Origin of the sequence: Enterococcus sp. 5B3_DIV0040, assembly GCF_002140755.1 — a bacterium.
Lineage (GTDB): Bacteria > Bacillota > Bacilli > Lactobacillales > Enterococcaceae > Enterococcus_D > Enterococcus_D casseliflavus.
Genome location: NZ_NGLC01000002.1, coordinates 240,938 through 264,360, shown reverse-complemented (window position 1 = coordinate 264,360; position 23,423 = coordinate 240,938). Strand labels below are relative to the sequence as shown.

21 protein-coding genes, 8 tRNA genes and 2 rRNA genes are annotated in these 23,423 nt (G+C 45.6%); 28 read left to right on the top strand and 3 right to left on the bottom strand.

What is annotated here, in order from left to right; all coding sequences use genetic code 11:
- The 23 genes from A5883_RS13545 to A5883_RS13435 all read left to right on the top strand — a co-directional run bounded on the left by A5883_RS13545 (position 1) and on the right by A5883_RS13435 (position 17,608).
- Positions 1 to 2,881, top strand: a 23S ribosomal RNA gene (locus tag A5883_RS13545).
- An 87-nt stretch (positions 2,882 to 2,968) separates the two neighbouring features.
- Positions 2,969 to 3,084, top strand: a 5S ribosomal RNA gene (gene rrf / locus A5883_RS13540).
- A gap of 16 nt (positions 3,085 to 3,100) precedes the next feature.
- Positions 3,101 to 3,173, top strand: a tRNA-Val gene (locus tag A5883_RS13535).
- 3 nt (positions 3,174 to 3,176) lie between these two features.
- Positions 3,177 to 3,249 (top strand) — tRNA-Lys (locus A5883_RS13530).
- Between the two features lie 14 nt (positions 3,250 to 3,263).
- Positions 3,264 to 3,345 (top strand) — tRNA-Leu (locus tag A5883_RS13525).
- A 7-nt stretch (positions 3,346 to 3,352) separates the two neighbouring features.
- Positions 3,353 to 3,425 (top strand) — tRNA-Thr (locus A5883_RS13520).
- Positions 3,426 to 3,435: 10 nt separating this feature from the next.
- Positions 3,436 to 3,507: transfer RNA gene (locus tag A5883_RS13515), tRNA-Gly, on the top strand.
- Positions 3,508 to 3,525: 18 nt separating this feature from the next.
- A tRNA-Leu gene (locus tag A5883_RS13510) sits at positions 3,526 to 3,611 on the top strand.
- Between the two features lie 11 nt (positions 3,612 to 3,622).
- Positions 3,623 to 3,696 (top strand) — tRNA-Arg (locus tag A5883_RS13505).
- Between the two features lie 30 nt (positions 3,697 to 3,726).
- Positions 3,727 to 3,800 (top strand) — tRNA-Pro (locus A5883_RS13500).
- Positions 3,801 to 3,903: 103 nt separating this feature from the next.
- Positions 3,904 to 4,788 (top strand): ribosome small subunit-dependent GTPase A, encoded by an 885-nt coding sequence (rsgA, locus tag A5883_RS13495; RefSeq protein ID WP_060791853.1) that lies wholly within the window; start codon positions 3,904 to 3,906, stop codon positions 4,786 to 4,788.
- Positions 4,789 to 4,797: 9 nt separating this feature from the next.
- The gene (gene rpe, locus A5883_RS13490; protein ID WP_015510634.1) at positions 4,798 to 5,451 is read left to right on the top strand and encodes a ribulose-phosphate 3-epimerase; all 654 of its coding nucleotides are present in this window, start codon (positions 4,798 to 4,800) and stop codon (positions 5,449 to 5,451) included.
- Positions 5,452 to 6,084 (top strand): thiamine diphosphokinase, encoded by a 633-nt coding sequence (locus A5883_RS13485; RefSeq protein ID WP_086338846.1) that lies wholly within the window; start codon positions 5,452 to 5,454, stop codon positions 6,082 to 6,084. It begins immediately after the preceding gene.
- A gap of 142 nt (positions 6,085 to 6,226) precedes the next feature.
- Positions 6,227 to 7,084, top strand: a complete 858-nt coding sequence (gene mreC, locus A5883_RS13480; RefSeq protein ID WP_010748844.1) for a rod shape-determining protein MreC — start codon at positions 6,227 to 6,229, stop codon at positions 7,082 to 7,084.
- A gap of 2 nt (positions 7,085 to 7,086) precedes the next feature.
- Positions 7,087 to 7,596, top strand: coding sequence for a rod shape-determining protein MreD (gene mreD, locus A5883_RS13475; RefSeq protein WP_010748845.1), 510 nt, complete (start codon positions 7,087 to 7,089; stop codon positions 7,594 to 7,596).
- Between the two features lie 185 nt (positions 7,597 to 7,781).
- A complete protein-coding gene (locus tag A5883_RS13470) occupies positions 7,782 to 9,146 on the top strand; it encodes a C40 family peptidase (protein ID WP_086338845.1) in 1,365 nt (454 codons plus the stop codon).
- A gap of 69 nt (positions 9,147 to 9,215) precedes the next feature.
- The gene (locus tag A5883_RS13465) at positions 9,216 to 10,964 is read left to right on the top strand and encodes a PTS mannitol transporter subunit IICB (RefSeq protein ID WP_086338844.1); all 1,749 of its coding nucleotides are present in this window, start codon (positions 9,216 to 9,218) and stop codon (positions 10,962 to 10,964) included.
- Positions 10,945 to 12,975: a BglG family transcription antiterminator gene (locus A5883_RS13460; protein WP_005230244.1), complete on the top strand. Its 2,031-nt coding sequence runs from the start codon at positions 10,945 to 10,947 to the stop codon at positions 12,973 to 12,975. Before A5883_RS13465 ends, A5883_RS13460 begins: the two co-directional genes overlap by 20 nt.
- Before the next feature lie 12 nt (positions 12,976 to 12,987).
- Positions 12,988 to 13,422 (top strand): PTS sugar transporter subunit IIA, encoded by a 435-nt coding sequence (locus tag A5883_RS13455; RefSeq protein WP_086338843.1) that lies wholly within the window; start codon positions 12,988 to 12,990, stop codon positions 13,420 to 13,422.
- A gap of 314 nt (positions 13,423 to 13,736) precedes the next feature.
- A complete protein-coding gene (locus A5883_RS13450) occupies positions 13,737 to 15,509 on the top strand; it encodes a PTS mannitol transporter subunit IICBA (protein ID WP_086338842.1) in 1,773 nt (590 codons plus the stop codon).
- A gap of 15 nt (positions 15,510 to 15,524) precedes the next feature.
- Complete coding sequence (locus A5883_RS13445; RefSeq protein WP_005230254.1) at positions 15,525 to 15,962, top strand: PTS sugar transporter subunit IIA; 438 nt, start codon at positions 15,525 to 15,527, stop codon at positions 15,960 to 15,962.
- A 22-nt stretch (positions 15,963 to 15,984) separates the two neighbouring features.
- Positions 15,985 to 17,133, top strand: a complete 1,149-nt coding sequence (locus A5883_RS13440) for a mannitol-1-phosphate 5-dehydrogenase (RefSeq protein WP_086338841.1) — start codon at positions 15,985 to 15,987, stop codon at positions 17,131 to 17,133.
- A 175-nt stretch (positions 17,134 to 17,308) separates the two neighbouring features.
- The gene (locus tag A5883_RS13435; RefSeq protein WP_015510628.1) at positions 17,309 to 17,608 is read left to right on the top strand and encodes a hypothetical protein; all 300 of its coding nucleotides are present in this window, start codon (positions 17,309 to 17,311) and stop codon (positions 17,606 to 17,608) included.
- Between the two features lie 135 nt (positions 17,609 to 17,743).
- Here the strand turns inward: A5883_RS13435 and A5883_RS13430 are convergent, their stop codons facing one another.
- Entirely contained in the window at positions 17,744 to 18,256 is a 513-nt protein-coding gene (locus A5883_RS13430) for a type 1 glutamine amidotransferase domain-containing protein (protein WP_005230261.1), read from the bottom strand.
- 124 nt (positions 18,257 to 18,380) lie between these two features.
- Between A5883_RS13430 and A5883_RS13425 the strand changes: the two genes are divergently transcribed.
- The 3 genes from A5883_RS13425 (at position 18,381) to A5883_RS13410 (ending at position 20,313) form a co-directional block, all read left to right on the top strand.
- Positions 18,381 to 18,932: a hypothetical protein gene (locus A5883_RS13425; protein ID WP_086338840.1), complete on the top strand. Its 552-nt coding sequence runs from the start codon at positions 18,381 to 18,383 to the stop codon at positions 18,930 to 18,932.
- 182 nt (positions 18,933 to 19,114) lie between these two features.
- The gene (locus tag A5883_RS13415; protein WP_086338839.1) at positions 19,115 to 19,549 is read left to right on the top strand and encodes a hypothetical protein; all 435 of its coding nucleotides are present in this window, start codon (positions 19,115 to 19,117) and stop codon (positions 19,547 to 19,549) included.
- Between the two features lie 8 nt (positions 19,550 to 19,557).
- On the top strand, positions 19,558 to 20,313 hold the full coding sequence (locus A5883_RS13410) for a DUF6681 family protein (protein ID WP_016608332.1): 756 nt from the start codon (positions 19,558 to 19,560) through the stop codon (positions 20,311 to 20,313).
- 55 nt (positions 20,314 to 20,368) lie between these two features.
- On the opposite strand, the gene A5883_RS13405 is transcribed toward A5883_RS13410, so the two are convergent.
- Complete coding sequence (locus tag A5883_RS13405; RefSeq protein WP_086338838.1) at positions 20,369 to 20,776, bottom strand: Hsp20/alpha crystallin family protein; 408 nt, start codon at positions 20,774 to 20,776, stop codon at positions 20,369 to 20,371.
- Between the two features lie 174 nt (positions 20,777 to 20,950).
- Between A5883_RS13405 and ispE the strand changes: the two genes are divergently transcribed.
- Entirely contained in the window at positions 20,951 to 21,802 is an 852-nt protein-coding gene (gene ispE / locus A5883_RS13400; protein WP_034858541.1) for a 4-(cytidine 5'-diphospho)-2-C-methyl-D-erythritol kinase, read from the top strand.
- Positions 21,803 to 21,973: 171 nt separating this feature from the next.
- Here the strand turns inward: ispE and A5883_RS13395 are convergent, their stop codons facing one another.
- Positions 21,974 to 22,153: a hypothetical protein gene (locus A5883_RS13395; RefSeq protein ID WP_005230269.1), complete on the bottom strand. Its 180-nt coding sequence runs from the start codon at positions 22,151 to 22,153 to the stop codon at positions 21,974 to 21,976.
- A gap of 306 nt (positions 22,154 to 22,459) precedes the next feature.
- Here A5883_RS13395 and A5883_RS13390 point away from each other — a divergent pair, with 306 nt between their 5' ends.
- Entirely contained in the window at positions 22,460 to 23,419 is a 960-nt protein-coding gene (locus tag A5883_RS13390; RefSeq protein WP_034696266.1) for a metal ABC transporter substrate-binding protein, read from the top strand.
- Positions 23,420 to 23,423 lie beyond the last annotated feature (4 nt).

Genomic DNA, 23,423 nt, shown 5'->3' with positions numbered 1-23,423 from the left:
TGCCTTGGCACTAGGAGCCGATGAAGGACGGGACTAACACCGATATGCTTTGGGGAGCTGTAAGTAAGCTATGATCCAGAGATTTCCGAATGGGGGAACCCAGCATCTTTTATAGGATGTTACGTCTGCGTGAATACATAGCGCAGTCGAGGTAGACGCAGAGAACTGAAACATCTAAGTACCTGCAGGAAGAGAAAGAAAATTCGATTCCCTGAGTAGCGGCGAGCGAAACGGGAAAAGCCCAAACCAACAAGCTTGCTTGTTGGGGTTGTAGGACTCCGATATGGTAGTCTATTCAGATAGTCGAAATACTTGGAAAAGTATGTCAAAGAGGGTAAAAACCCCGTAGACGAAATTTGGATAACACCTAGGAGGATCCTGAGTACGGCGGAACACGAGGAATTCCGTCGGAATCCGGGAGGACCATCTCCCAAGGCTAAATACTCCCTAGTGACCGATAGTGAACCAGTACCGTGAGGGAAAGGTGAAAAGCACCCCGGAAGGGGAGTGAAATAGATCCTGAAACCGTGTGCCTACAACAAGTTAGAGCCCGTTAATGGGTGATAGCGTGCCTTTTGTAGAATGAACCGGCGAGTTACGATAGCATGCGAGGTTAAGTTGAAGAGACGGAGCCGTAGCGAAAGCGAGTCTGAATAGGGCGAATGAGTATGTTGTCGTAGACCCGAAACCATGTGATCTACCCATGTCCAGGTTGAAGGTGCGGTAAAACGCACTGGAGGACCGAACCCACGTACGTTGAAAAGTGCGGGGATGAGGTGTGGGTAGCGGAGAAATTCCAAACGAACTTGGAGATAGCTGGTTCTCTCCGAAATAGCTTTAGGGCTAGCCTCGGAATTGAGAATGATGGAGGTAGAGCACTGTTTGGACTAGGGGCCCATCTCGGGTTACCGAATTCAGATAAACTCCGAATGCCATTCATTCATATCCGGGAGTCAGACTGTGAGTGATAAGATCCATAGTCGAAAGGGAAACAGCCCAGACCACCAGCTAAGGTCCCCAAATAACTATTAAGTGGAAAAGGATGTGGGGTTGCACAGACAACTAGGATGTTGGCTTAGAAGCAGCCACCATTTAAAGAGTGCGTAATAGCTCACTAGTCGAGTGACCCTGCGCCGAAAATGTACCGGGGCTAAATAGTTTACCGAAGCTGTGGAGTGCACCATTAGGTGCATTGGTAGGAGAGCGTTCTAAGGGCGTTGAAGGCAGATCGTGAGGACTGCTGGAGCGCTTAGAAGTGAGAATGCCGGTATGAGTAGCGAAAGACAGGTGAGAATCCTGTCCACCGAATGACTAAGGTTTCCTGGGGAAGGCTCGTCCGCCCAGGGTTAGTCGGGACCTAAGCCGAGGCCGACAGGCGTAGGCGATGGACAACAGGTTGATATTCCTGTACCCGTTGTTTTTGTTTGAGCAATGGAGGGACGCAGGAGGCTAAGAAGTGCAGACTGATGGATATGTCTGTTCAAGCAGTAAGTCTTGGTAGGAGTCAAATGCTTCTACCTATACGGACAAGCTGTGATGAGGAGGGAAATAATAGTACCGAAGCTTCTGATGTCACACTGCCAAGAAAAGCTTCTAGTGAGAAAACAACGGCCCGTACCGCAAACCGACACAGGTAGTCGAGGAGAGAATCCTAAGGTGAGCGAGAGAACTCTCGTTAAGGAACTCGGCAAAATGACCCCGTAACTTCGGGAGAAGGGGTGCTGCTCTAACGAGCAGCCGCAGTGAATAGGCCCAAGCGACTGTTTATCAAAAACACAGGTCTCTGCAAAATCGAAAGATGACGTATAGGGGCTGACGCCTGCCCGGTGCTGGAAGGTTAAGAGGAGTGCTTAGCGTAAGCGAAGGTACGAATTGAAGCCCCAGTAAACGGCGGCCGTAACTATAACGGTCCTAAGGTAGCGAAATTCCTTGTCGGGTAAGTTCCGACCCGCACGAAAGGCGTAACGATTTGGGCACTGTCTCAACGAGAGACTCGGTGAAATTTTAGTACCTGTGAAGATGCAGGTTACCCGCGACAGGACGGAAAGACCCCATGGAGCTTTACTGTAGTTTGATATTGAGTGTCTGTACCGCATGTACAGGATAGGTAGGAGCCGTAGAGATCGGGACGCCAGTTTCGATGGAGGCAATGGTGGGATACTACCCTTGCGTTATGGCCACTCTAACCCGCAGCCCTTATCGGGCTGGGAGACAGTGTCAGATGGGCAGTTTGACTGGGGCGGTCGCCTCCTAAAAGGTAACGGAGGCGCCCAAAGGTTCCCTCAGAATGGTTGGAAATCATTCGAAGAGTGTAAAGGCAGAAGGGAGCTTGACTGCGAGAGCTACAACTCGAGCAGGGACGAAAGTCGGGCTTAGTGATCCGGTGGTTCCGCATGGAAGGGCCATCGCTCAACGGATAAAAGCTACCCTGGGGATAACAGGCTTATCTCCCCCAAGAGTCCACATCGACGGGGAGGTTTGGCACCTCGATGTCGGCTCGTCGCATCCTGGGGCTGTAGTCGGTCCCAAGGGTTGGGCTGTTCGCCCATTAAAGCGGCACGCGAGCTGGGTTCAGAACGTCGTGAGACAGTTCGGTCCCTATCCGTCGCGGGCGTTGGAAATTTGAGAGGAGCTGTCCTTAGTACGAGAGGACCGGGATGGACTTACCGCTGGTGTACCAGTTGTCTCGCCAGAGGCATCGCTGGGTAGCTATGTAGGGAAGGGATAAACGCTGAAAGCATCTAAGTGTGAAGCCCACCTCAAGATGAGATTTCCCATTTCTTTAAGAAAGTAAGATCCCTGAGAGATGATCAGGTAGATAGGTCAGAAGTGGAAGGCCAGTGATGGTTGGAGCGGACTGATACTAATCGATCGAGGACTTAACCAAAAAGAAAAAAGCACGTAAACTCGTAGAGTTTTGATTTCTTCGATCCAGTTTTGAGTGAGCAAAACTTACTCAATTGAATAGTGTGGTGGCGATAGCAAGAAGGATACACCTGTAACCATGCCGAACACAGAAGTTAAGCTTCTTAGCGCCGATTGTAGTGAAGGGTTTCCCTTTGTGAGAGTAGGACGTCGCCACGCGTTTTTTTTACCTTATGGGGGTTTAGCTCAGCTGGGAGAGCATCTGCCTTACAAGCAGAGGGTCAGCGGTTCGATCCCGTTAACCCCCATATGAGTCGTTAGCTCAGTTGGTAGAGCATCTGACTTTTAATCAGAGGGTCACAGGTTCGAGCCCTGTACGACTCATAGTAATAACCTATGCGGGTGTGGCGGAATTGGCAGACGCACTAGATTTAGGATCTAGCGCCTTCGGGCGTGGGGGTTCAAGTCCCTTCACCCGCACTTCATTGCCGGCTTAGCTCAGTTGGTAGAGCATCTGATTTGTAATCAGAGGGTCGAGGGTTCAAGTCCTTTAGCCGGCATCAGGAATATGCGGAAATAGCTCAGTGGTAGAGCACCACCTTGCCAAGGTGGGGGTCGCGGGTTCGAACCCCGTTTTCCGCTTTGCCTTAGCAATTTTCAGCCGGGGTGGCGGAACTGGCAGACGCACAGGACTTAAAATCCTGCGGTGAGTGATCACCGTACCGGTTCGATTCCGGTCCTCGGCATTTCATAATATGCGCCCATAGCTCAATTGGATAGAGTGTTTGACTACGGATCAAAAGGTTAGGGGTTCGACTCCTCTTGGGCGCGTAGTCTTTTTATTTGTTTCATTTTTATTATCGGGAAGTAGCTCAGCTTGGTAGAGCACTTGGTTTGGGACCAAGGGGTCGCAGGTTCGAATCCTGTCTTCCCGATTTTTTGATGCCTGAAGCATTCGCTTCAGGCTTTTTTTGTGTTTTCAGCCAGTGAGAAGACCTGAAAATATGATACAATAGTAAAAAACGAGGAGGAAATTGTTTGAAGGGAAAAATCATCAAAGCGCTAAGCGGATTTTATTATGTGGCATCAGAAGATGAAATCTTTCAAACCCGCGCTCGAGGAAATTTTCGGAATCGAAAAATCACTCCTTTGGTGGGTGATGAAGTGATCTTTGAAAGCAGCAATCAAACAGACGGTTATCTTTTAGAGATCTTGCCGCGAAAAAATGAGCTGGTTCGACCGCCAGTCGCAAATGTGGATCAAGGGGTGGTCGTGACAAGTCTAGTTGAGCCGAACTTCTCCTATAATCTATTGGATCGCTTTTTAGTGACGTTAGAGTATGAGGGGATCGAACCGATCATCTTTTTGACAAAAGCGGATCTTGTGAAAGATCTTGCCGCAATGAAAGCAATTGAGGAGACCTATCAAGCAATTGGCTACCACGTGATCACGTCAAAAGCAGAAGGCGAAGATCTATTGGAACTTCAACGGTACTTTCCTGAGCGGATCACCGTATTTATGGGACAATCCGGTGCTGGAAAGTCGACATTGCTGAATCGGATCGTCCCAGAATTGGCATTGGAAACAGGAGTGATCTCAGAATCTCTCGGGCGGGGGAAACATACGACCCGTCATGTGGAGCTCTTGCCGATTTGTGATGGATTGGTTGCCGATACACCAGGATTTAGTTCGATCGACTTTTTGGAAATCGAAGCGGTGGAGTTACCCAAACTATTTCCTGACTTTTTAGCGGTAGCTGCCAACTGTCGTTTTAGGGAATGTAGGCACCTTAATGAACCTGATTGTGCAGTTAAGCAGGGGGTTGCAGCAAATGAGATTGCCGAGACTCGTTATAAGAATTACGTGCAATTTTTAGAAGAGATTGAAAACCGACGTCCGGTTTATAAAAAGAAGAAAAAGTGAGGGAAAAGCATGATAAAACTAGCACCATCTATTTTAAGTGCCGATTTTGCAAATCTTCAAAGAGACATTGAGCTGGTAGAGCGCCATGGCGCAGATTATATTCACGTAGACGTGATGGACGGTCATTTCGTCCCTAATATTACCTTAGGCCCAAACATCGTTAAAGCGATTCGCCCAGTTACCAAACTGCCGTTGGATGTTCACCTAATGATCACCGAACCAGAAAAGTATATACATGCCTTCGCAGAAGCTGGGGCAGATATCATTGGGATCCACGCGGAAGCAACACCTCATATCCATCGTGCGATCCAAATGATTGTGGCAGAAAATGTCAAAGCAGAAATCGTCATCAACCCAGGCACACCAGTATCAGCCATTGAACATGTTTTATCCATGTGTGATCAAGTGTTAGTCATGACGGTCAATCCAGGGTTTGGTGGGCAATCCTTTATTGAAGAATCACTAGAAAAAATTGCGGTACTGGCTGCTTTAAAAGAAGAAAAAGGCTACCATTATGATATCGAGGTAGATGGCGGGATCGTTCCTGAGACAGCCAAACGTTGCCTGGAAGCAGGTGCAAATGTCTTCGTAGCAGGAAGCTATATTTACGATGCCGATGAACCTGCAGCACAAATCAGAGCCTTGAAAGAAGCTTTGCAATAAATGAAGATTTTGTTAGTAGCAGGGGGGCGCCCTGAAAATTGGCCACCGCTGATGACGTATGACAAATACATTGGGATTGATCGCGGGGCATTGTTTTTGCTTCAGCACCAACGGCCAGTCAATCTAGCAATCGGTGATTTCGACTCTTTGACCGCAGGCGAACTGCAAGCAGTCAAACAACAAGTCAACACAGTGATCCAAGCCCCTGCTGAAAAAGATGATACAGATACCCAATTGGCATTGGTGGAGACGTTGCGTCGCTATCCAGAAGCGCAAATCGACTTGATTGGTGCAACAGGAGGACGTCTCGACCATCTTTTAGCCAATCTATGGCTGCCTTTAGAAGATCGGTTTCGTCCATTTGCCCCAAATCTGCGTTTTTTAGATCGTCAAAATGTCGTTCAGTTCTTTTTACCAGGCACCTATCAATTAGAAAAAGAACCCGAGATGCAGTATTTAGCGTATTGCTGTTTGACGCCGGTAACAGATTTGACGTTGACAGGTAGCAAGTATTTATTAGAAAACGTCCAAGTGCCGTACCCAACTTCTTATGCCAGCAATGAATTTCTGACACAAACAGCAGGTTTTTCCTTTAGCAGCGGGATGATAGCAGTCATTCAAAGTTGTGATTAAGAGACGGAACGTCTCTTTTTTTTGTTGAAAATTTCAGAAACTTAATTACAAAAAAAACATTAAGACGGTCAACTTAGCTTTTGTTTGCAGGGTATTAATGGTAAAATTGGAATTACAGTTTGGAATTATTTGAGGTGTCTTTGTGAAAAAGTTTAATCCTAATAAAAATATTATCATCACATTGATTATTGTGATTTTAGTTGTCACCGTATTAAGCGTGACGATCGCCCGCAGAGCTGCGGGAAACTCCACCAATGTTGTGCAATCAACGGTCAATGACTCCGTTGGCTTTATCGATAAAGTGATTACGGCGCCTTTTCGTTGGATCGAAAATGGGGCGAATTCAGTCAAAAACTTGTTTGTGACGTATGAAGAAAATGAACGTTTAAAAGAGAAATTGGACAGTTTTGATGAATTGGAACAAGCGAAGGACAATGCGCAAAGAGAAATAGATGCCTTGAAAGAAGAGCTAGAGCTGAATGCGACCTTGACGAATTATGAACGGATCTCCGCCAATGTCATCAATCGGTCACCTGATACTTGGCAAGATATGCTGATCGTGGATCGAGGCTCAAGAGACGGCGTTGAGGTCAACATGGCGGTCATGTCGCAAAAAGGCTTGATTGGTCGTGTGATAGAAGTCAATGCAGCTTCTTCTAAAATTGAACTTTTGACTTCTGAAAACCAGAATTCTAACCACTATCCGGTTCGGATCAGCGGCGAAGATGGGTCAAACTTTGGGATTCTAAGTAGTTACGATCAAAAAGAACGTTCCTTGGTCATTACCCAGTTGACAGGGGACAATGAGCTGAAGGAAGGCGATGTCGTGCAGACCTCTGGATTAGGCGGAAACTCGCCTGCCGACTTAGCGATCGGAACAGTGATCCGTACCACCAAAGATGAGTTTGGTCTTGATACCCAAGTGTTTGTAAAACCGTATGCCCAAATGTATGATATTCAAGCAGTAACGATTATCAAACGCTTGGCAGGTGAGGAATAGCCATGAAAAAGCATGACTACATCAAATACCTGGCAGCGGGCGTCTTCTTTTTGATGATGTTGGCAGATGGACAACTGACGCGTTTTTTAGAAAAATGGACCCAAGACAATTATATCGCCAGTGCGCATCTTTTATTGATCGCCCTTTTATGTGGCGCGAAGTATTTGCCGAAAAACTTTTTGATCACCACGGCGCTTGTGATCGGCTGCCTCTATGACGTGTATTATGTCGGTGTGATCGGCATCTACACGGTGGCGTTTCCCTTGATCGTGTGGATCATGTATATTTTGCAAAATACGCTTTATCAAAATGTATTTACCATGTTTTTCGGAATGATCATCTTTGTTACAAGCTTAGAAGTTGTGACGTTGGGCGTCCAGTTGCTATTTAAGATCGCATCAGTTAGCACGTCATTCTTTGTTTCCCGCTTTCTAGCACCAACGCTTTTATTGAACATCATTTTGTTTATCCTTTTAGTCGTTCCATTCATGAAGCTATTCAAAGACGAATAGCTTCATTTTTTTTGCGTTTGACTGTATAAAAATAACAGCGATTGAAATGTTTTTGTAATATTCCTTTTATCTCTCTGACATACGGCTGTGTTACAATCACACTATCGTGAAGGACTTTAGGTATTCTTAAGCATTTATACATAAAAAAACCATATTAGGGGAAGCAACAGCCGGAGGAATGAAGAGTGAAAAAGCGAATTTTATCTTTATTGTTAGTAAGTTCAATTGTTCTTACTTCTGCAGCAGCACCGACACTTGTCTTTGCATCAGATTTTGACAATAAAATTGAAGAAAAAAATAAAGAGATCTCTGACTTGCAAAACCAGCAAGCGAGCATCCAGTCACAAGTAGCAGCACTTGAAAGCGACGTGGCTGCAATCAATGAAAAAGCCCAAACTTTGTTGCAACAACAAGGTGATTTGCGTGCGGATTCTGAAAAGTTGAAGCAAGAAATTGCTGATTTGAAAGTCAGGATCGAAAAGCGTGAAGAAGCGATCCAAAAACAAGCCCGTGACGTTCAAGTCAATGGACAAAGCACGAACTTTATTGATGCAGTATTAGAAGCTGACTCTTTAACAGATGCTATTGGCCGTGTGCAAGCAATGACGACGATCGTCAATGCTAACAAAGATCTTGTGGATCAACAAAAGGCAGACCAAGAAGCAGTTGAAGCGAAGAAAGCAGAAAACGACGATAAATTGGCAGAAATCGCAGCGAACCAATTTGAGCTAGAAACACAATTAGGGGATCTACAAGCCAAACAAGCCGATTTAAATGTTTTACAAGCGGAATTGGCTGTTCAACAAGCATCTAAAGAAGATGAAAAAGCTGATTTAGAAAAACAAAAAGAAGAATACGAAGCAGAACAAGCACGCATCGCTGCAGAAGAAGCGGCGGCAGCAGCCGCTCGTGAACAAGCAGCACAAGAAGCAGCGGCTCAAGAAGCGGCAGCAGCTGAAGCAGCTACTCAGGAAGCAGCAGCGTCTAGTGAATCTTCAACGTCAAATTCAACAACACCAAGCGCTACAACAAATTCTAGTTCTACGACTAATAACACACAAGGAGATTCATCACAAGGTGGCGATTCAACAAATACGACACCATCGACTCCTGCCAACAATAACAATAGCAATAACAACCAAGGATCGAACAATAGCGGCAATGGTGCAAGCAATACTCCTGCACCCGCACAAACGGTCAACGGTTCAGCAATCGTAGCAGAAGCAATGAAATACATTGGTACTCCTTATGTATGGGGTGGTACGACACCAGACGGCTTTGACTGTTCTGGCTTTACACAATATGTATTTGCTAAAGTTGGGATCTCATTACCACGGGTAACTTACGCACAAGAATTTTCTGGTACGGTGATTTCGATCAATGAAGCAAAAGCTGGTGACTTGTTATTCTGGGGTAGCCGCGGAAGCACACACCACGTGGCGATCGCTATGGGTAACGGACAATACGTTCATGCACCAACACCAGGTCAAAATGTTTCTGTTAGCAGTTACTCTTATTACTCACCAGATTTCGCGGTACGCGTAAACTAAATCAATTGAAGCTATTTCAAAAGCTGGCGTTTTACGTCAGCTTTTTTTGATTTCTGTTTTAAAAAACGTATGCTTTTTTTGTTTTCAGTCTTGCCAGAACATCTTATAATAGAGAAGAGAAAGGAAGCGGATAAAATGAACAAGACCTCGTCTTCCAGAGAAAAAATGATAACGGTTAAGTTTTATACGAATTATCTTTCTCGCATGATGATGCCGAATTTAAGTATTTTTATTGCGTGGATGCTGATTTCATTCCTGCTGCCTTTTTTCTCAGTCGATCAACAAGTGATCCAGCAAATGGAACAAGGGGTCTTGACTGTGCTGCTGCCCCTCATGATCGCCTATACAGGTGGGCAGATGTTGGCGCCTGAACGAGGTGGGGTCGTAGGAGCAGTGGCGATCTTAGGGGCTATTCTCGCAACGGATATTCCCCAGGTCTTTGGGGCGATGCTTCTGGGACCGCTAGCGGGCTGGCTATTGTACCGCAGTGATTCGATCGTGAGCAAAGTCAAAAGTGGCTATGAGATGCTGGTGCGCAATTTTATTGCAGGTGCGTTTGGCGGACTCCTCTTTTTAGGAAGTTACTTCCTATTGGCGCCGCTTTTTAATTGGTTCAGTCTCGGCAGCTATCAGCTGGTTGATTATTTTGTTCAGCAAAACGTCTTGCCCTTTATCCATATCATTGTAGAACCATTGAAGGTTTTGTTTTTTAATAATATTGTCAACCATGGTCTATTTACACCGCTAGGGATCGAAGCAGCGGCACTCAATGGTCAGTCGGTTTTATTTTTGATCGAGGCCAACCCCGGTCCAGGATTAGGGGTCTTAGCGGCGTATCTTTTTTTTGGTTCAAAGCGAAACCGAACGAATGCCGCAGCATCCGTTTTTGTGCAGGCTATTGGTGGGATTCATGAAGTGTATTTCCCGTTTGTTCTGCTCGATCCTTGGGTGTTGCTCGGTCCGATCGTTGGTGGTTTCAGTGGCACGCTGATCTTCCAATTTTTAGGGGTAGGCTTAAGAGCGCCTGCGTCTCCGGGCTCGATCTTAGCGATTTTACTCAATACACCGCCGTCTATGATCCTAGGTGTCTTAGCTGGGATTGTCGTCAGTACGGTCGTATCGTTTGCGATCGCTAGTGTGCTGTTAAAACGGAAGTCCAATACAGAAAATGAGGAGCGTAAGATGCCGAAAATGAAGAAAGTCACGGAGATCGTCGTGGCCTGTGACGCAGGGATGGGGTCCAGTGCGATTGGTGCCAGCATACTAAAAAAACAGTTACAAGAAGCCCAGCTAACGTTTCCTGTCCGCTATCAATCGATTTATCGTGTGATCGATGATCCCGCGCTTTTGGTGATCACCCAACGGGAATTAGCAGCTATTGCCCAAAAGCAGACACCACACGCACAGCATTATGTGTTAGATAATTTTTTGGCGGCTGATGAGTATGCCCCGCTGATCCTAGAATTACAAAGAAGAGAACAGGATCCGCAAAAATCGCTGCAAACCGAGGCAGCAAGTTCGTTAGGATTTTCAACGATCATCTTTTTGTATACTGGAAAAAAACGCGGTTCACAAACGATGGCAGTGGAGATACTAAGCAAAATGGCCCGCCAACAAGCGCTGTCTTTGACCATCAAAAAAATGGCGTATGAAGGACAAGCTCTTGACCCTACGGCAATCTATATCCTCCCGAAAGAACTTGCAGAAAAGTGCCTGATCCCAGATGTTCCTTTGCTGGTGGTGGATGATTTATTGACGACAGATGCGTATCGTCAGTTACTGACAGAAGGAGTCGACTATGTTTTTGACCAATCGTGAAACACTTTTATTAACGGAATTGATGAATAGTACCGGTCCAGTTTCTTTAGATCGCATGATGCAAGTCTTAAAAGTCAGTAAACGAACGGTGTACCGTGAACTGGCTAATTTAGAAAAATCGCTGGAAACAGTAGGAGCTACCTTAGAGAAGGTCGGTCGTGGTCATTTCCAAATTTTTGCATCAGAAACGAGCATTCGCCAATTGCAAGAAGCCATTATGGCAGATACCGATCAAGAATTCGCGGCTAGTGAGCGACAACATCGTATTTTGCTGCAACTGACTACCGCCACGAAGCCTGTATCTAGTCATTTCTTCTTGGATCGCTACCAAATCAGCAATACGACGTTTTTTTCAGATATCAAACAGCTAGAAGAAAGTCTCGCACGGCTGCCGTTAAGGATCGTGCGCAATCAAGGGTATGAGATCGAAGGCTCCGAAAAATATCGGCGGTTGATCACAGCCAATACACTAGTGATGGAGATCAATGAGTACCAATTTTTCCATTTACTGGAAACCGATGATGAAGCCCCGTTTATTTTTCAATTTCTGTCCCGTGACCATCTATTGCTAGCCCAGCGGCTGATTCGAGAAACCATCGAGCCGCAGTTCAAGGAACTTAGTGACCGCAAATTGGCGTTTATCGTCTTGATGCTGGCGCTAGCCATGGATCGGGTAGCTTTGGGCTACACGGTGGAAGAAGAGACGTACCCGAGTCAGATCAACAAAGACTTGCTGAAGGTGGCGAAAAAGATTTTTGCTCAGATCGCCGAAAAGACGAAACTGCTTTATTCCATCAACGAAATCGTCTTTTTTGCCGTGTTACTAGGTGATTTTGCTAATTCCTTTGATCGTGATTTTTTTGATGACAATTTTGATACTGACTTGGCTTATCGTGTGAAACGCTTGATCGAATTGGTCAGTGAGCAAACGGAAGTGGCGTTTTATGAAGATACGAACTTGTATAAAATGCTGCTGACCCATATCTCAGGAGTGATGACGCGGGCTATTTTAGAAGAAGATCATTTGAACAACCCTATCCTAGAAAAAATCATGAACCAGTATGTCGAGATCGCCAGCGGGATTCGCAATCATCTGCCGCAGGTCTTTCCGCAGCAGCAGTTCTCGGAAGAAGAAATCGCCTATATGGTCCTGCATTTTGCCAATTCGTTGGAAAAAAATCCGAAAGTGTTAGAAGTCAATATTGCAGGGATCTCTCCTAGCGGATTAGCCTCCATCAGTTTATTAGAGATGCAGCTGCGGAAACATTTTCCCTTTATCAATCAAATCACCTTCTTTCGAGTGGGAGATGTCAAACGGGAAAATATCGAGGAGACCTATGACTTGGTGATCTCGACTTCCTTGCTGCCAGGGTATCAAGGAGAGTACAAACTCGTTTCACCGATCCTGCTAGAAGAAGATATTCAAGAGTTGAAGAAGGCCTTCCAAGCCATTAGTCAGAAAAAACGTTCCGCAAAAAAAGCACCCTCTGCTTTGGTCAAAGAGGAATCCTATGAAGCGGTCTTGGCTTTTATCGAAGCCATTAACCAGCTATTGGCGCTGTTTCAAGTGCAAGCCATTGATAACCCAGCGGACTTGGAAGAAACGTTGCAGCTGGTGCTGACGTCTTTTGATGAACATGTTGTTTTGGATCGTGAGAAAGTCGTTGATCGTCTCTTACGGCGCTACTTCCAAGCGCCAGTGGGCATTCCTGACACTCACTTTGCTTTGTTTCACGCGGCGAGCTCGGCGATCCTGCAACCAGTTTTTCGTATTTTCGACTTGAAACAACCTTTGCCCCTTTTAGCGATGGATAAAAAAGAAATCGCTGTTACCCGTTTATTAGTCATGCTTGCGCCGTATCCTATCAATGAAACAAGCTCTCAGATGTTAGGAAAAATCAGTGGTTCGATCATTATGAATGATCTAAATACGGAGATTTTTAATTCGGGTAATGATTCGATTATTTATCAGTTGCTCTCTTCGCTCTTGATTGAAGAAGTAAAACAATAGGAGGGATCAGCGATGTATATTCCACAGGAGAGGATTTTGTTGGATCAACACTTTACCGATGCCACAGAGGCCCTGAAAAAAATTGGCGAGTACTTAGTCAACCAGGAGATCGTTTCCTTCCCCTATGTCAAAAGCCTTTTGCGGCGCCATCAAAAAGCAGGTGTTTACATCGGCAACTTTGTGGCATTGCCCCATGCGGAAGAAGAAGCCCAGCAATGGATCAAGGAAGAAGGACTCTTTTTGATCCAAGTGCCTGATGGCGTTGACTTCGGCACGAAGGAGCAGCCCAAAATCGCTACGATCCTTTTCGTAGTCGTCCTAAAAGAGCAGCAATTAGCTGTTTTGCAAGAAATCGCCTTTTTTTGTTCTGATATGCAGAATGTTCGGGCGCTTAGTGATGCCGAATCGGTTGAAGAGATCCAACAGATTTTGCTGGCAGAAGAATAAGCGATCAGCAGCAGGCTGGCTTGCAACAAGAGCAGCGAACGAAATACATGAATGAGCTGCCTCCGTGTACTTGCTCTTTCTACCTTGTGTAGAAGGAGTGAGTACACGTTTTTTTTTTGCGTTTTGGCAAAATCCAAAAAAATGCTCCACGTGAAACATAACAAAAATAAGCGAGTGCAGGGGCTGCTCGCCTTTTTTTGTTCTATCCGTTTGGCTACAAGTTTTGGCACAGTTTTTTGTGCCAAAGTACGACTTTCGAGCTTTTTGGGAAGCGCCTACAATAAGGGTGTAAGCAGACGAGAGGAGAGAAAAAAATGGAACAGACACAAAAAGCAGCCAAATCATCAGTCAAAGCAAAAGTTCAAAAATTAGGCAGTACGTTGTCGAGTATGGTGATGCCGAATATCGGCGCATTGATTGCATGGGGTGTATTAACGGCATTATTTATTCCAGATGGGTATTTACCAAATGAAGCCTTTGCAACGATGGTCGGTCCAATGCTAACGTATTTGATCCCAATCTTGATCGGGTATACTGGCGGGAAAGTGATTGCTGGTGACCGCGGAGCCGTGGTTGGGGCGATCGCAACGATGGGGGTCATCGTCGGAACGGATATCCCAATGCTATTGGGTGCAATGATCATGGGTCCTTTAGGCGGTTGGGTCATCAAGAAATTTGACGAGATCTTCCAAGACAAAGTTCGCGCTGGCTTTGAAATGTTGGTCAACAACTTTTCATCAGGTTTGATCGGTTTTGCTTTAGCATTACTGGGCTTTGTAGCAATCGGGCCAGTTGTTAACACCTTGACAGAAGCAATGGCAGCAGGGGTCGAAGTAATCGTCAATGCCCACTTGATTCCATTAGCCAATATCTTTATTGAACCAGCAAAAATCTTATTCTTAAACAATGCTATCAACCATGGAATTTTGACACCACTAGGCACTGAGCAAGTCAGCGAATTTGGGAAATCGATTCTTTACTTGTTAGAAGCCAATCCTGGACCTGGTTTAGGAGTCTTGCTAGCCTTCACTTTCTTCGGAAAAGGAGCAGCGAAATCTTCGGCACCTGGAGCGATCATCATTCACTTTATCGGTGGGATCCATGAGATCTACTTCCCATACGTCATGATGAAACCATTGATGTTCTTAGCAGTGATTGCCGGCGGTGTATCAGGAAGCTTTACCTTCCAATTGCTAGGTGCAGGCTTACGGGCACCTGCTTCACCAGGTTCGATCATTGCGATCTTAGCAATGACGCCATTCAACTCGGTGATGAGTGTCGTTTCTGTCTTAGCGGGAATTGCCGTAGGAGCAGGCGTATCCTTTATCGTCGCTGCCGCGATCTTGAAAGCAGATGCGAAGGATACGGTGGATAATTTTGAAGAAAAAGTACAACAAACGCAAGCAGCAAAACTCAGCTCAAAAGGCTTGGCGGCTCAACCAATGACTGGCATCAATCGTATCATCTTCGCATGTGATGCAGGCATGGGTTCCAGTGCTATGGGGGCATCGATCTTACGTAAAAAAGTCAAAGAAGCGGGTCTTCCACAAAATGTCTCGAATTCCGCCATCAACAATTTGACGGACGATGCCAATACGCTGGTCGTCACTCAAGAAGAATTGCAAGAACGTGCCAAACAAAAAGCGCCAAATGCGACCTTTGTCGCGGTTGAAAATTTCCTGAACTCTCCACGGTACGATGAAATCGTAGCCACATTGTCAGGGACTAAGACAACGGGGGAGTCAGCAAAAAAGTCTGAAGCAGGCAACCAGGTAGATGTTCCTTCCGCCAATGACCTTAAGCAAGTCAGCGAAATCATTTTGGCCCACGATGATCGCAAAGGTTCGGCAACGATGGCTCAGAAAGTCTTCCAAGATCTTTTAGCCAAAGAAGCTCTGACGATGCCGATCAGAAAAAGCCATATCAATGATCTCCATGCCAACGCCTCTTCACTGGTGATCACAAAAGAAGCCCTAACGCCGCAAGCGCAAACGTCAGCGCCAGAAGCGATCCACCTATCTGTCAATAATTTGATGGGAACGACGAACTATCAACGGATCGTAGCATCGATCAAAGCAGCAAATTAAGAAAGGATGAGCCGAATGCAAGTATTAGAAAAAGACATGATTGAATTGAACAAACAATTTGCGACCAAAGAAGAAGCCATTCGTTACTGCGGCGAAAAATTGCTGGCGGCAGGCTGTGTGGAAAAAGAATACGTCGAAGCCATGCTTGAGCGTGACGAGATGCTCTCAGTCTATATGGGGAACTTTATTGCGATTCCTCACGGCACGGATGAAGCCAAAAAATACGTCAAAAAATCTGGTATCTGTATCGTGCAAGTACCTGATGGCGTGAATTTCGGTACCGCGGACGAAGAAAAAATTGTCACCGTCCTTTTCGGCATCGCGGGCAAAGGGGAAGATCACCTGCAATTGGTCCAACAAATCGCCCTCTTTTGCAGCGATATCGATAACGTTGTCGAATTGGCGGATGCCTTAGATAAAGAAGAAATCGCCCAAAGTTTGACCGTAGCATAAGGATTTAAGGAGGAGACAAGACATGAAGGCAGTTCACTTTGGTGCAGGTAATATTGGTCGCGGCTTTATCGGCGAGATATTGGCTGCCAACAACTTTGAAATCACATTTATTGATGTCAATGAAACGATCATTGACGCCTTAAAAGCAAGACAAGGGTATACGATCGAATTAGCCGATGAGACCCAAGAACAGATCCACATCGAGCATGTGACGGGATTGAACAATGCCAAAGAACCAGAAGCGGTGATCCAAGCGATCGCCGAGGCAGACATCCTTACGACCGCCATTGGTCCCAACATTTTGCCGCATATCGCTGAGCTGATCGCCAAAGGCTTAGAAGCACGTCAGCAACACCCAGACAAGCCAGCCATTGATGTGATCGCCTGTGAGAACATGATCGGCGGATCGACCTTTTTAAAAAGCGAAGTGCAAAAATACGTTGCGGATTGGTCCGCGTTAGAAGCGACGGTTGGTTTTCCAGATGCAGCGGTGGACCGCATCGTACCGCTGCAGCACCATGAAGATCCTTTATTCGTTCAAGTAGAACCTTTTTGCGAATGGGTGATCCAAGAGTCAGGGATGAAATCCTCGATCCATCTGCAAGGGGTCCATTATGTGGCGGACCTGGAACCGTATATTGAACGGAAATTATTCAGTGTCAATACGGGTCATGCTACGGTAGCGTACACAGGCGCCCTCCAAGGCTATCAGACGATCGATGAAGCGATGCAGGACCATTTAGTGGTGATCCAATTAAAATCCGTTCTCGAAGAAACTGGGCGGCTTTTAATTGAGAAGTGGGCCTTTGATCCCGAAGAACATGAACGGTATATCGAAAAAATCATCCAACGCTTTAAAAACAAACACATTTCCGATGCTATCACTCGGGTGGCACGGACACCTGTCCGCAAATTAGGGACCGAAGAACGCTTTATCCGACCAGTCCTTGAGTTAGAAAAACGCAACATGCAGCCAGACCATCTCTATGAAACGATCGGCATGATCTTCAACTACAAAGATCCGGAAGATGAGCAAAGCCAACAGTTACAAGCACTTTTGGATGAAAAAGAACTGCCAGAAGTCATTGCAGAAATCACTGGCTTACAAGATGAAGACATGATTGAAACGATCCGACAAAACATTGAAAAATATGCGTATGTTGCCGCATAAAAACGAGTAACACACAGAACAAGCAGATAAATTGCCGCATCCGTAAAAGCTAGCCCAACAAGCGAGCTTTTGCGGATGTGTTAATTTCTTTCAACGCTTGTTTTGTATTTTTTTGCTCACTGATTGACCTTTGCTGCTAACTTGACGATAATAAGAAAAGAAATGAGGGAGAGCGATGGAACGATGGTTTGAAGAAGCCCAGCTTCAAGTAATTGAGTTGCCGATCGAATGGCAGGAAAACCGCCCCGTCTATCGGGCCTTTATCCGTGAATTGCCGACGATCCAAGCAGAAGGAACTTCGCGGCAAGCTGTTTATCGGCAGTTGGCAGAAGCCTATGCGGCTTACCTTGCCCAACTTCGAGAGGCTAATGAGACACAGGAAGAAATGACGTCTTCCTTATTATCGACGGAAGAATTATTGCGCTACTATGATGGCGAGACTTTCGATGGTTTTGAGCTGCCCTCTGACGAGTAACGGGGAAAGAGCCATTCACTGAAAACTGAAAAGCTACGCAAGAAAAAACCGCTCAGCTGCAGCTCGATCGATACGAAGGATCGAACGCTGCAACTGGCGGCTTTTTTTCTCTAAGAAACCAAGTCTTATTCGTGGTTAATTCAATGCCTCGGTAATGGCTTGATTGAAGGCATCTAGATCATCTGGGTTTCGGCTGGTGATCAACCGATAGGTTTCGTCGATCACGACGGGCTCATCTTTGACGGTGGCACCTGCGTAGGCTAAATCTGGTCGCACAGAATCATAAGCCGTCAAGGTCAAATCTTTTGTCAGTCCTGTTTGGATAAACAGTTGTGGGCCGTGGCAAATGGCAAAGACGGGACGATCAGATGTCAAAAAGTCTTTCGTCAATGACACATAGCGCTCATCGGTCCGTAATTGGTCAGGGGAGAAACCGCCTGGGATCAACAAAGCATCAAAACTTGCAGGATCGATCGTATCAATGGCCGCATCGACGGTAAATGTTCCACCTTGTTTGCCTTCGACGGTCTCGGCGCCTTCATTACTAATAACGACTACTTCGTGTCCAGCCGCTTCCAGTGCTTCTTTTGGTGACGTCAACTCAACATCTTCAACTAGATCAGTGACAATAACAGCAACTTTACTCATTCGATCTCCTCCTTATTACTTGATGAACAATTTGTTCACCTGCTATTATTTATGCTAACGAAGATTTTCGCTGTTGACAAATCATCTGTTTGTCCGCAGCTTGAAAAAGAAAGAAGGCAACGCCATGGCAACGATCCAACTATTTATCTCTGATACCCCCCTTTGCTTTGAAAAAGCGGAATTCACTTTTATGGAAGAAACATTTGTCATCGAGAAACAGCAATTATTTGAAAAAGTTGATGCGGTGATGCATCAGGAAGTATCCTCGGCCTTGGTTTCATTGGTAGAAAAAGCCCTTTTGACGCTAGAAGCGATCGGGGAAGAAGAGGATTATTTCGACCTGCTTTATTTGACCTATGAGAATACCAGCCATTCCCTCAGCGGACAGCAATTACTCGCACAGCCTTTTCCAGCTGTAGAAGCAGCCTTGCAGCCAGTCTTTGATGAGTTGGCAGAACCGATCGTAGAAAAGTTTTATGAAGAGCTGACCAATCAGCTAGAAGAAGTTGCTGATGATGAACTGTTTAGTTCTTATTATCTGGATGAGGAAGAAGCGGTGATCCAAATCGATGCCCCGATCCTACATGAAGAAGTGATCGCTTTGCCCGCCCTTTTACGGGATTACCATGGCACGTTGCGGCTGACCTTTGAAAAGTTTTATGAATACCTTGTGTAGCGGCGGCAACTGCCGTCGTTGTATTTTTGTGAAAACAGTTACATGTTTAGTTTTTTTTAAATCCTGCGACAGAAGCCTCTGGAATCTTGACCCTTTTGTCAGAAACGATTATAAAGGTAAGAAGAGGCTGAAGGAACCGAGGCTGTCAATGGGCAACATCGGGTAAGAAAAGGATGAGAATCATGCGAAAAGTCCCGCCTATTTTAAAACCAATTGCACTTTTAACGATATCAACGATCATTGCCACTGCCACCGGCGTGGTGAATTCAGGCAGCTACCGCCAACCAAGTCGTGCGACGGAAACGACAGAAACGACCGAACAAGCACCAAGTGAAAGCACACCGTCTTCGATAACGGAGGACAGTCAAAATCAAACACCTGCTAGCACGGACTCACAACCGACGAACGATGACCAGCAGACAACACCGTCATCCAGCAGTGAAGTAGTAACACCAGAAACGACCCCGTCTTCTTCGGTGCCTGCAGAAACGACGCCATCAAGCGATGCCAATGTTTCACCAGCACCATCGGAAAACAATCAGGAAACACCTTCTTCAAGTGAAGAGACCACGCCAGATCCACAAGGGATCATGGATGAGAATCAAGGAAATGAGTAGGTGAGAAAATGACGCTTATTTTAGATTTAATCAACGGCATCCATAAATTTTTGGGCTATCTCGATATCAGTCCTAAATACTTGAACCGTGCCTATACCATCCTCAGTATCATTCCAACGGCGTATATTTTGCGGATCGTCTACGGGATGTTTGCGAACCAAAACTATTTTCAAGCGATCCTTTATACGGTCGGCTTTTTGGTCTTAGTCTACTTCTGGGTACTAAATATCTTCTATTATTTCTTAAACAAAAATATGAAGTTCGATGTCACGCAGGCCTTTGTCAAAGTTTTACCAGACGAAGTCTTCAATATTGAAGGAGAAACCATCAGCACCACCGACATTGATCGTTTGACGACTGAAAAAGCGGTGATCCATTTTGAAGAAGACTATCAGCTGGTATTGGCGAATCATTTGCAGACCTTGATCGCTCAAGAAGAATTGGCGATCAAACCGTCATCCAACGGCTTTACGATCCCGAAAAACACCTTGTATCCTTACTATTTTGTCAAACAGCAAGGGGAAAATGAGTACGCATTGCAGATCGGTACTAGCTACACGGAGATGACGAAAGTCGGCACGATCCAATGGACAGGCAAACAGCCCTTAGAGCCAGTGGGCTTATTTATCACTGGCGGTGATTTTGTCAAAAATGATGTAAAATACCATGAACCATACAGTTTGAAATTGTACGTCAAAAAAGAGATTTCTGAAGAAGAACTACAGACCTCAAGACAGGCGTATCGACGACAAGCACGCAAATAAGAAAAGCAGTCCTCCCAGAGCGTTCTCTGAAGGGACTGCCTTTTTGGTATCTCGGTTATTCGATCGGAATATTTTTTGCGGGTGCATCTTTGTAGCTGGCTTTTGGTAACGTCAGGGTCAAAACGCCGTCTTCAAACACTGCTTTAATGGACTCGTCATCAATGTCTGTGATGGTGAAGGTCCGTTGATAGGCACTGCTAGAGCGTTCTTTGCGCAAATAATGTCCGAAATCCTCCTCGGTTTCCGTGGTCTCTGTTTGAGCCGCTGAAATCGTCAGCGTGTTGTTGACGTAACTGACGCGGATGTTTTCTTTCTTGATGCCGGGTAAATCTGCTTGAACGAGATACTTGTCTTCGTACTCTTTAATGTCCGTGTTCATTTGCCGTTCTTGCCAAAAACTGTTCATTAATTTGCCTAATAGTTCTTCGCTGCCTGCGAAATCTCTTGGAATCAAATTTGCCATGTGGTTCCCCCGCTTTCTTTTATCTATTGAGTTGGTACTTCTATTTTACGAGGAACCAAGCCAAAGGGCAACCAAAATGGCAACAATCATAAAAACAAGAGAAATCACTCAACTATCTTATAAGAATCTGCTATGATAGAACTAAATAACTATCAGATGATTGGATGAATGAAGATGGAGATTATTGAAAAAGCGCCAGCTAAGATCAACCTCGGTCTCGATGTGTTAGAGAAAAGAACAGACGGCTACCATGAGTTGGAAATGGTGATGTCTAGTGTTGATCTAGCCGACCGTCTGATAATGGAAGAGATAGCAGAAGATAAGATCATTATAGAAACCAACAAAGCCTTTTTGCCGATCGACAAACGCAATAATGTCTATCAAGCCGCCAGTATCTTAAAAAAACGCTATGGTATCAAAAAAGGCATCCGTATCCGCATCACCAAGAATATCCCGGTGGCAGCTGGGTTAGGTGGGGGCAGTACGGATTGTGCGGCAGCGCTGCGGGGGATGGTTCGCCTCTGGCATTTAGACCTTTCCATGGCAGAGCTGATCGATATTGGTATGGAAGTCGGCACCGATGTTCCCTATTGTCTTTATGGGACCACTTCCCACATTGCAGGAAAAGGGGAGCTGGTGACGCCGCTGCGGCCGATGCCGCAATGTTGGGTCATCTTGGTTAAACCTCGTTTGAGTGTTTCAACGGGGAAAATCTTTCAAGAAGTTGAGCTAGACCAACTGCACCATCCAGATATCGCGGCATTGTCGGCCGCCGTCTTAGCCGAAGATTATCCAGCAATGATCGCTGCCATGGGCAATAGCCTAGAAGCCATCACGATCCCGAAGTATCCGATCGTCCAACAGATCAAAGATCGCATGATGAAATATGGTGCCGATGTTGCCTTGATGACCGGCAGCGGACCGACTGTCTTTGCTCTTTGTCAAAAATATTCGCGGGCACAGCGGGTCTATAATGCCTTAAAAGGATTCTGCGATGAGGTTTATCTTGTACGTACATTGAAATGAATGAGTCAAGGACACAGGCTGAATTCGCCTGTGTTTTTTTGTATGCCTTCTATTTCAATAGTAAAGAAAAAGGCAGCTGAAGTGGGGAAGGAAGCATCTAGAAGCTGCCCTACACAAAAGTCCCTGACGAAAATAAGGCGTCGGGGTCTGATTCTTTACGTAAAGCAAAGGCTATTCTTTTTGGTGCTGCTTCTTTGCGGATTTTTTCTTTTTGTCTTCTTCATACAATGGTTTGTCGATCGTTTTGCGGATTTCTTCGGTTTGCTGCGATGCAGGATCTTCTGGTAAGACGATTCGAGTCAACAAGTCGCTGTTGTTTACAGTTGGCGGCACAGTTACAAATTCGTTCATCTTCGTTTCCTCCAAGTGCTTTTAGGTTATTATCCTACATACTCTCTAATTTTTCAAGCTGGTACAGCAGGGGCGCATGGCGAATGGCGTAAAATATAGCTAAGTTCCTGAGAGAAGAATCCGCTTCAAATGAACGTTTTCTCCTATGTTTTCCGATTTATCTCGAAATAAAAGTTTTAAATCGTAAAACGTACGATTTGTCTTGACGAACCGGAAATCATTTGATAGAGTAACTTTTGCTAACAAAACGGAGTTGTTCCGTTTTAAAATAAAAAGAAGAGCCAGCAAATGGAAGGGGAAATCCCGATGAAAAAAATCTTACTTACTACAGCACTCCTTTTAGGGGGCGTGCTTCTTGGCGCTTGTGGGCAGCAAGAAGCGACAAGCCAATCGAGTGACACAGAGAAGCTGTCGATCGTCACGACGTTTTATCCAATGTACGAATTTACGAAAGAAGTCGTAGGCGACGCAGCAGAGGTCTCCTTGTTGATCCCTGCAGGAACCGAACCTCATGACTATGAGCCAAGTGCCAAAGATATGACCAAAATCATGGATGCAGATGCCTTTGTCTACAATAGTCCTGAGCTAGAAACTTGGGTCGCTAGTTTGACGGATTCCGTCGATCCTGAGCAAACAGCCGTGATCGAAGCGGCCAAAAACATTCAGTTGGTGGAAGGCACAGAGGAGGAAGATCATGACGCGCATGATCACGAAAGCGAAGACAGCCATGAAGGCCATGATCATACGTACGATCCTCATGTTTGGACCGACCCAGTCTTAGCGATCCAAGAAGTAGAAACGATTCGCGATGACTTGATTGCGAAGTTTCCTGAGCAAAAGGCAACTTTCACGGAAAATGCAGCTGCCTATATCGAAAAGCTTTCTGCTTTAGATGAAGCCTACCAAGCGGCGTTAAAGGATGCGACCCAACGAACCTTCGTTACGCAGCACGCAGCCTTTGGCTATTTGGCACGGCAGTATGATTTAGTCGAAGAATCGATTTCGGGCATTTCACCCGATCAAGAACCAACACCAAGTCGGTTGGCTGAGCTGAAAGAATATGTAGAAGAAAAACAAGTCAAAGTTATCTATTTTGAAGAAAACGCGTCATCGAAGGTGGCTGAGACCTTAGCGTCTGAAACAGGAGTGGAGCTGGCGGTCTTGAATCCATTAGAAAGCTTGACGCAAGAGCAGATGGATAACGGCGAAACATACCTGTCTGTAATGGAAGACAATTTGGCAGCATTACAAAAAAGTATTCACTAAGGAG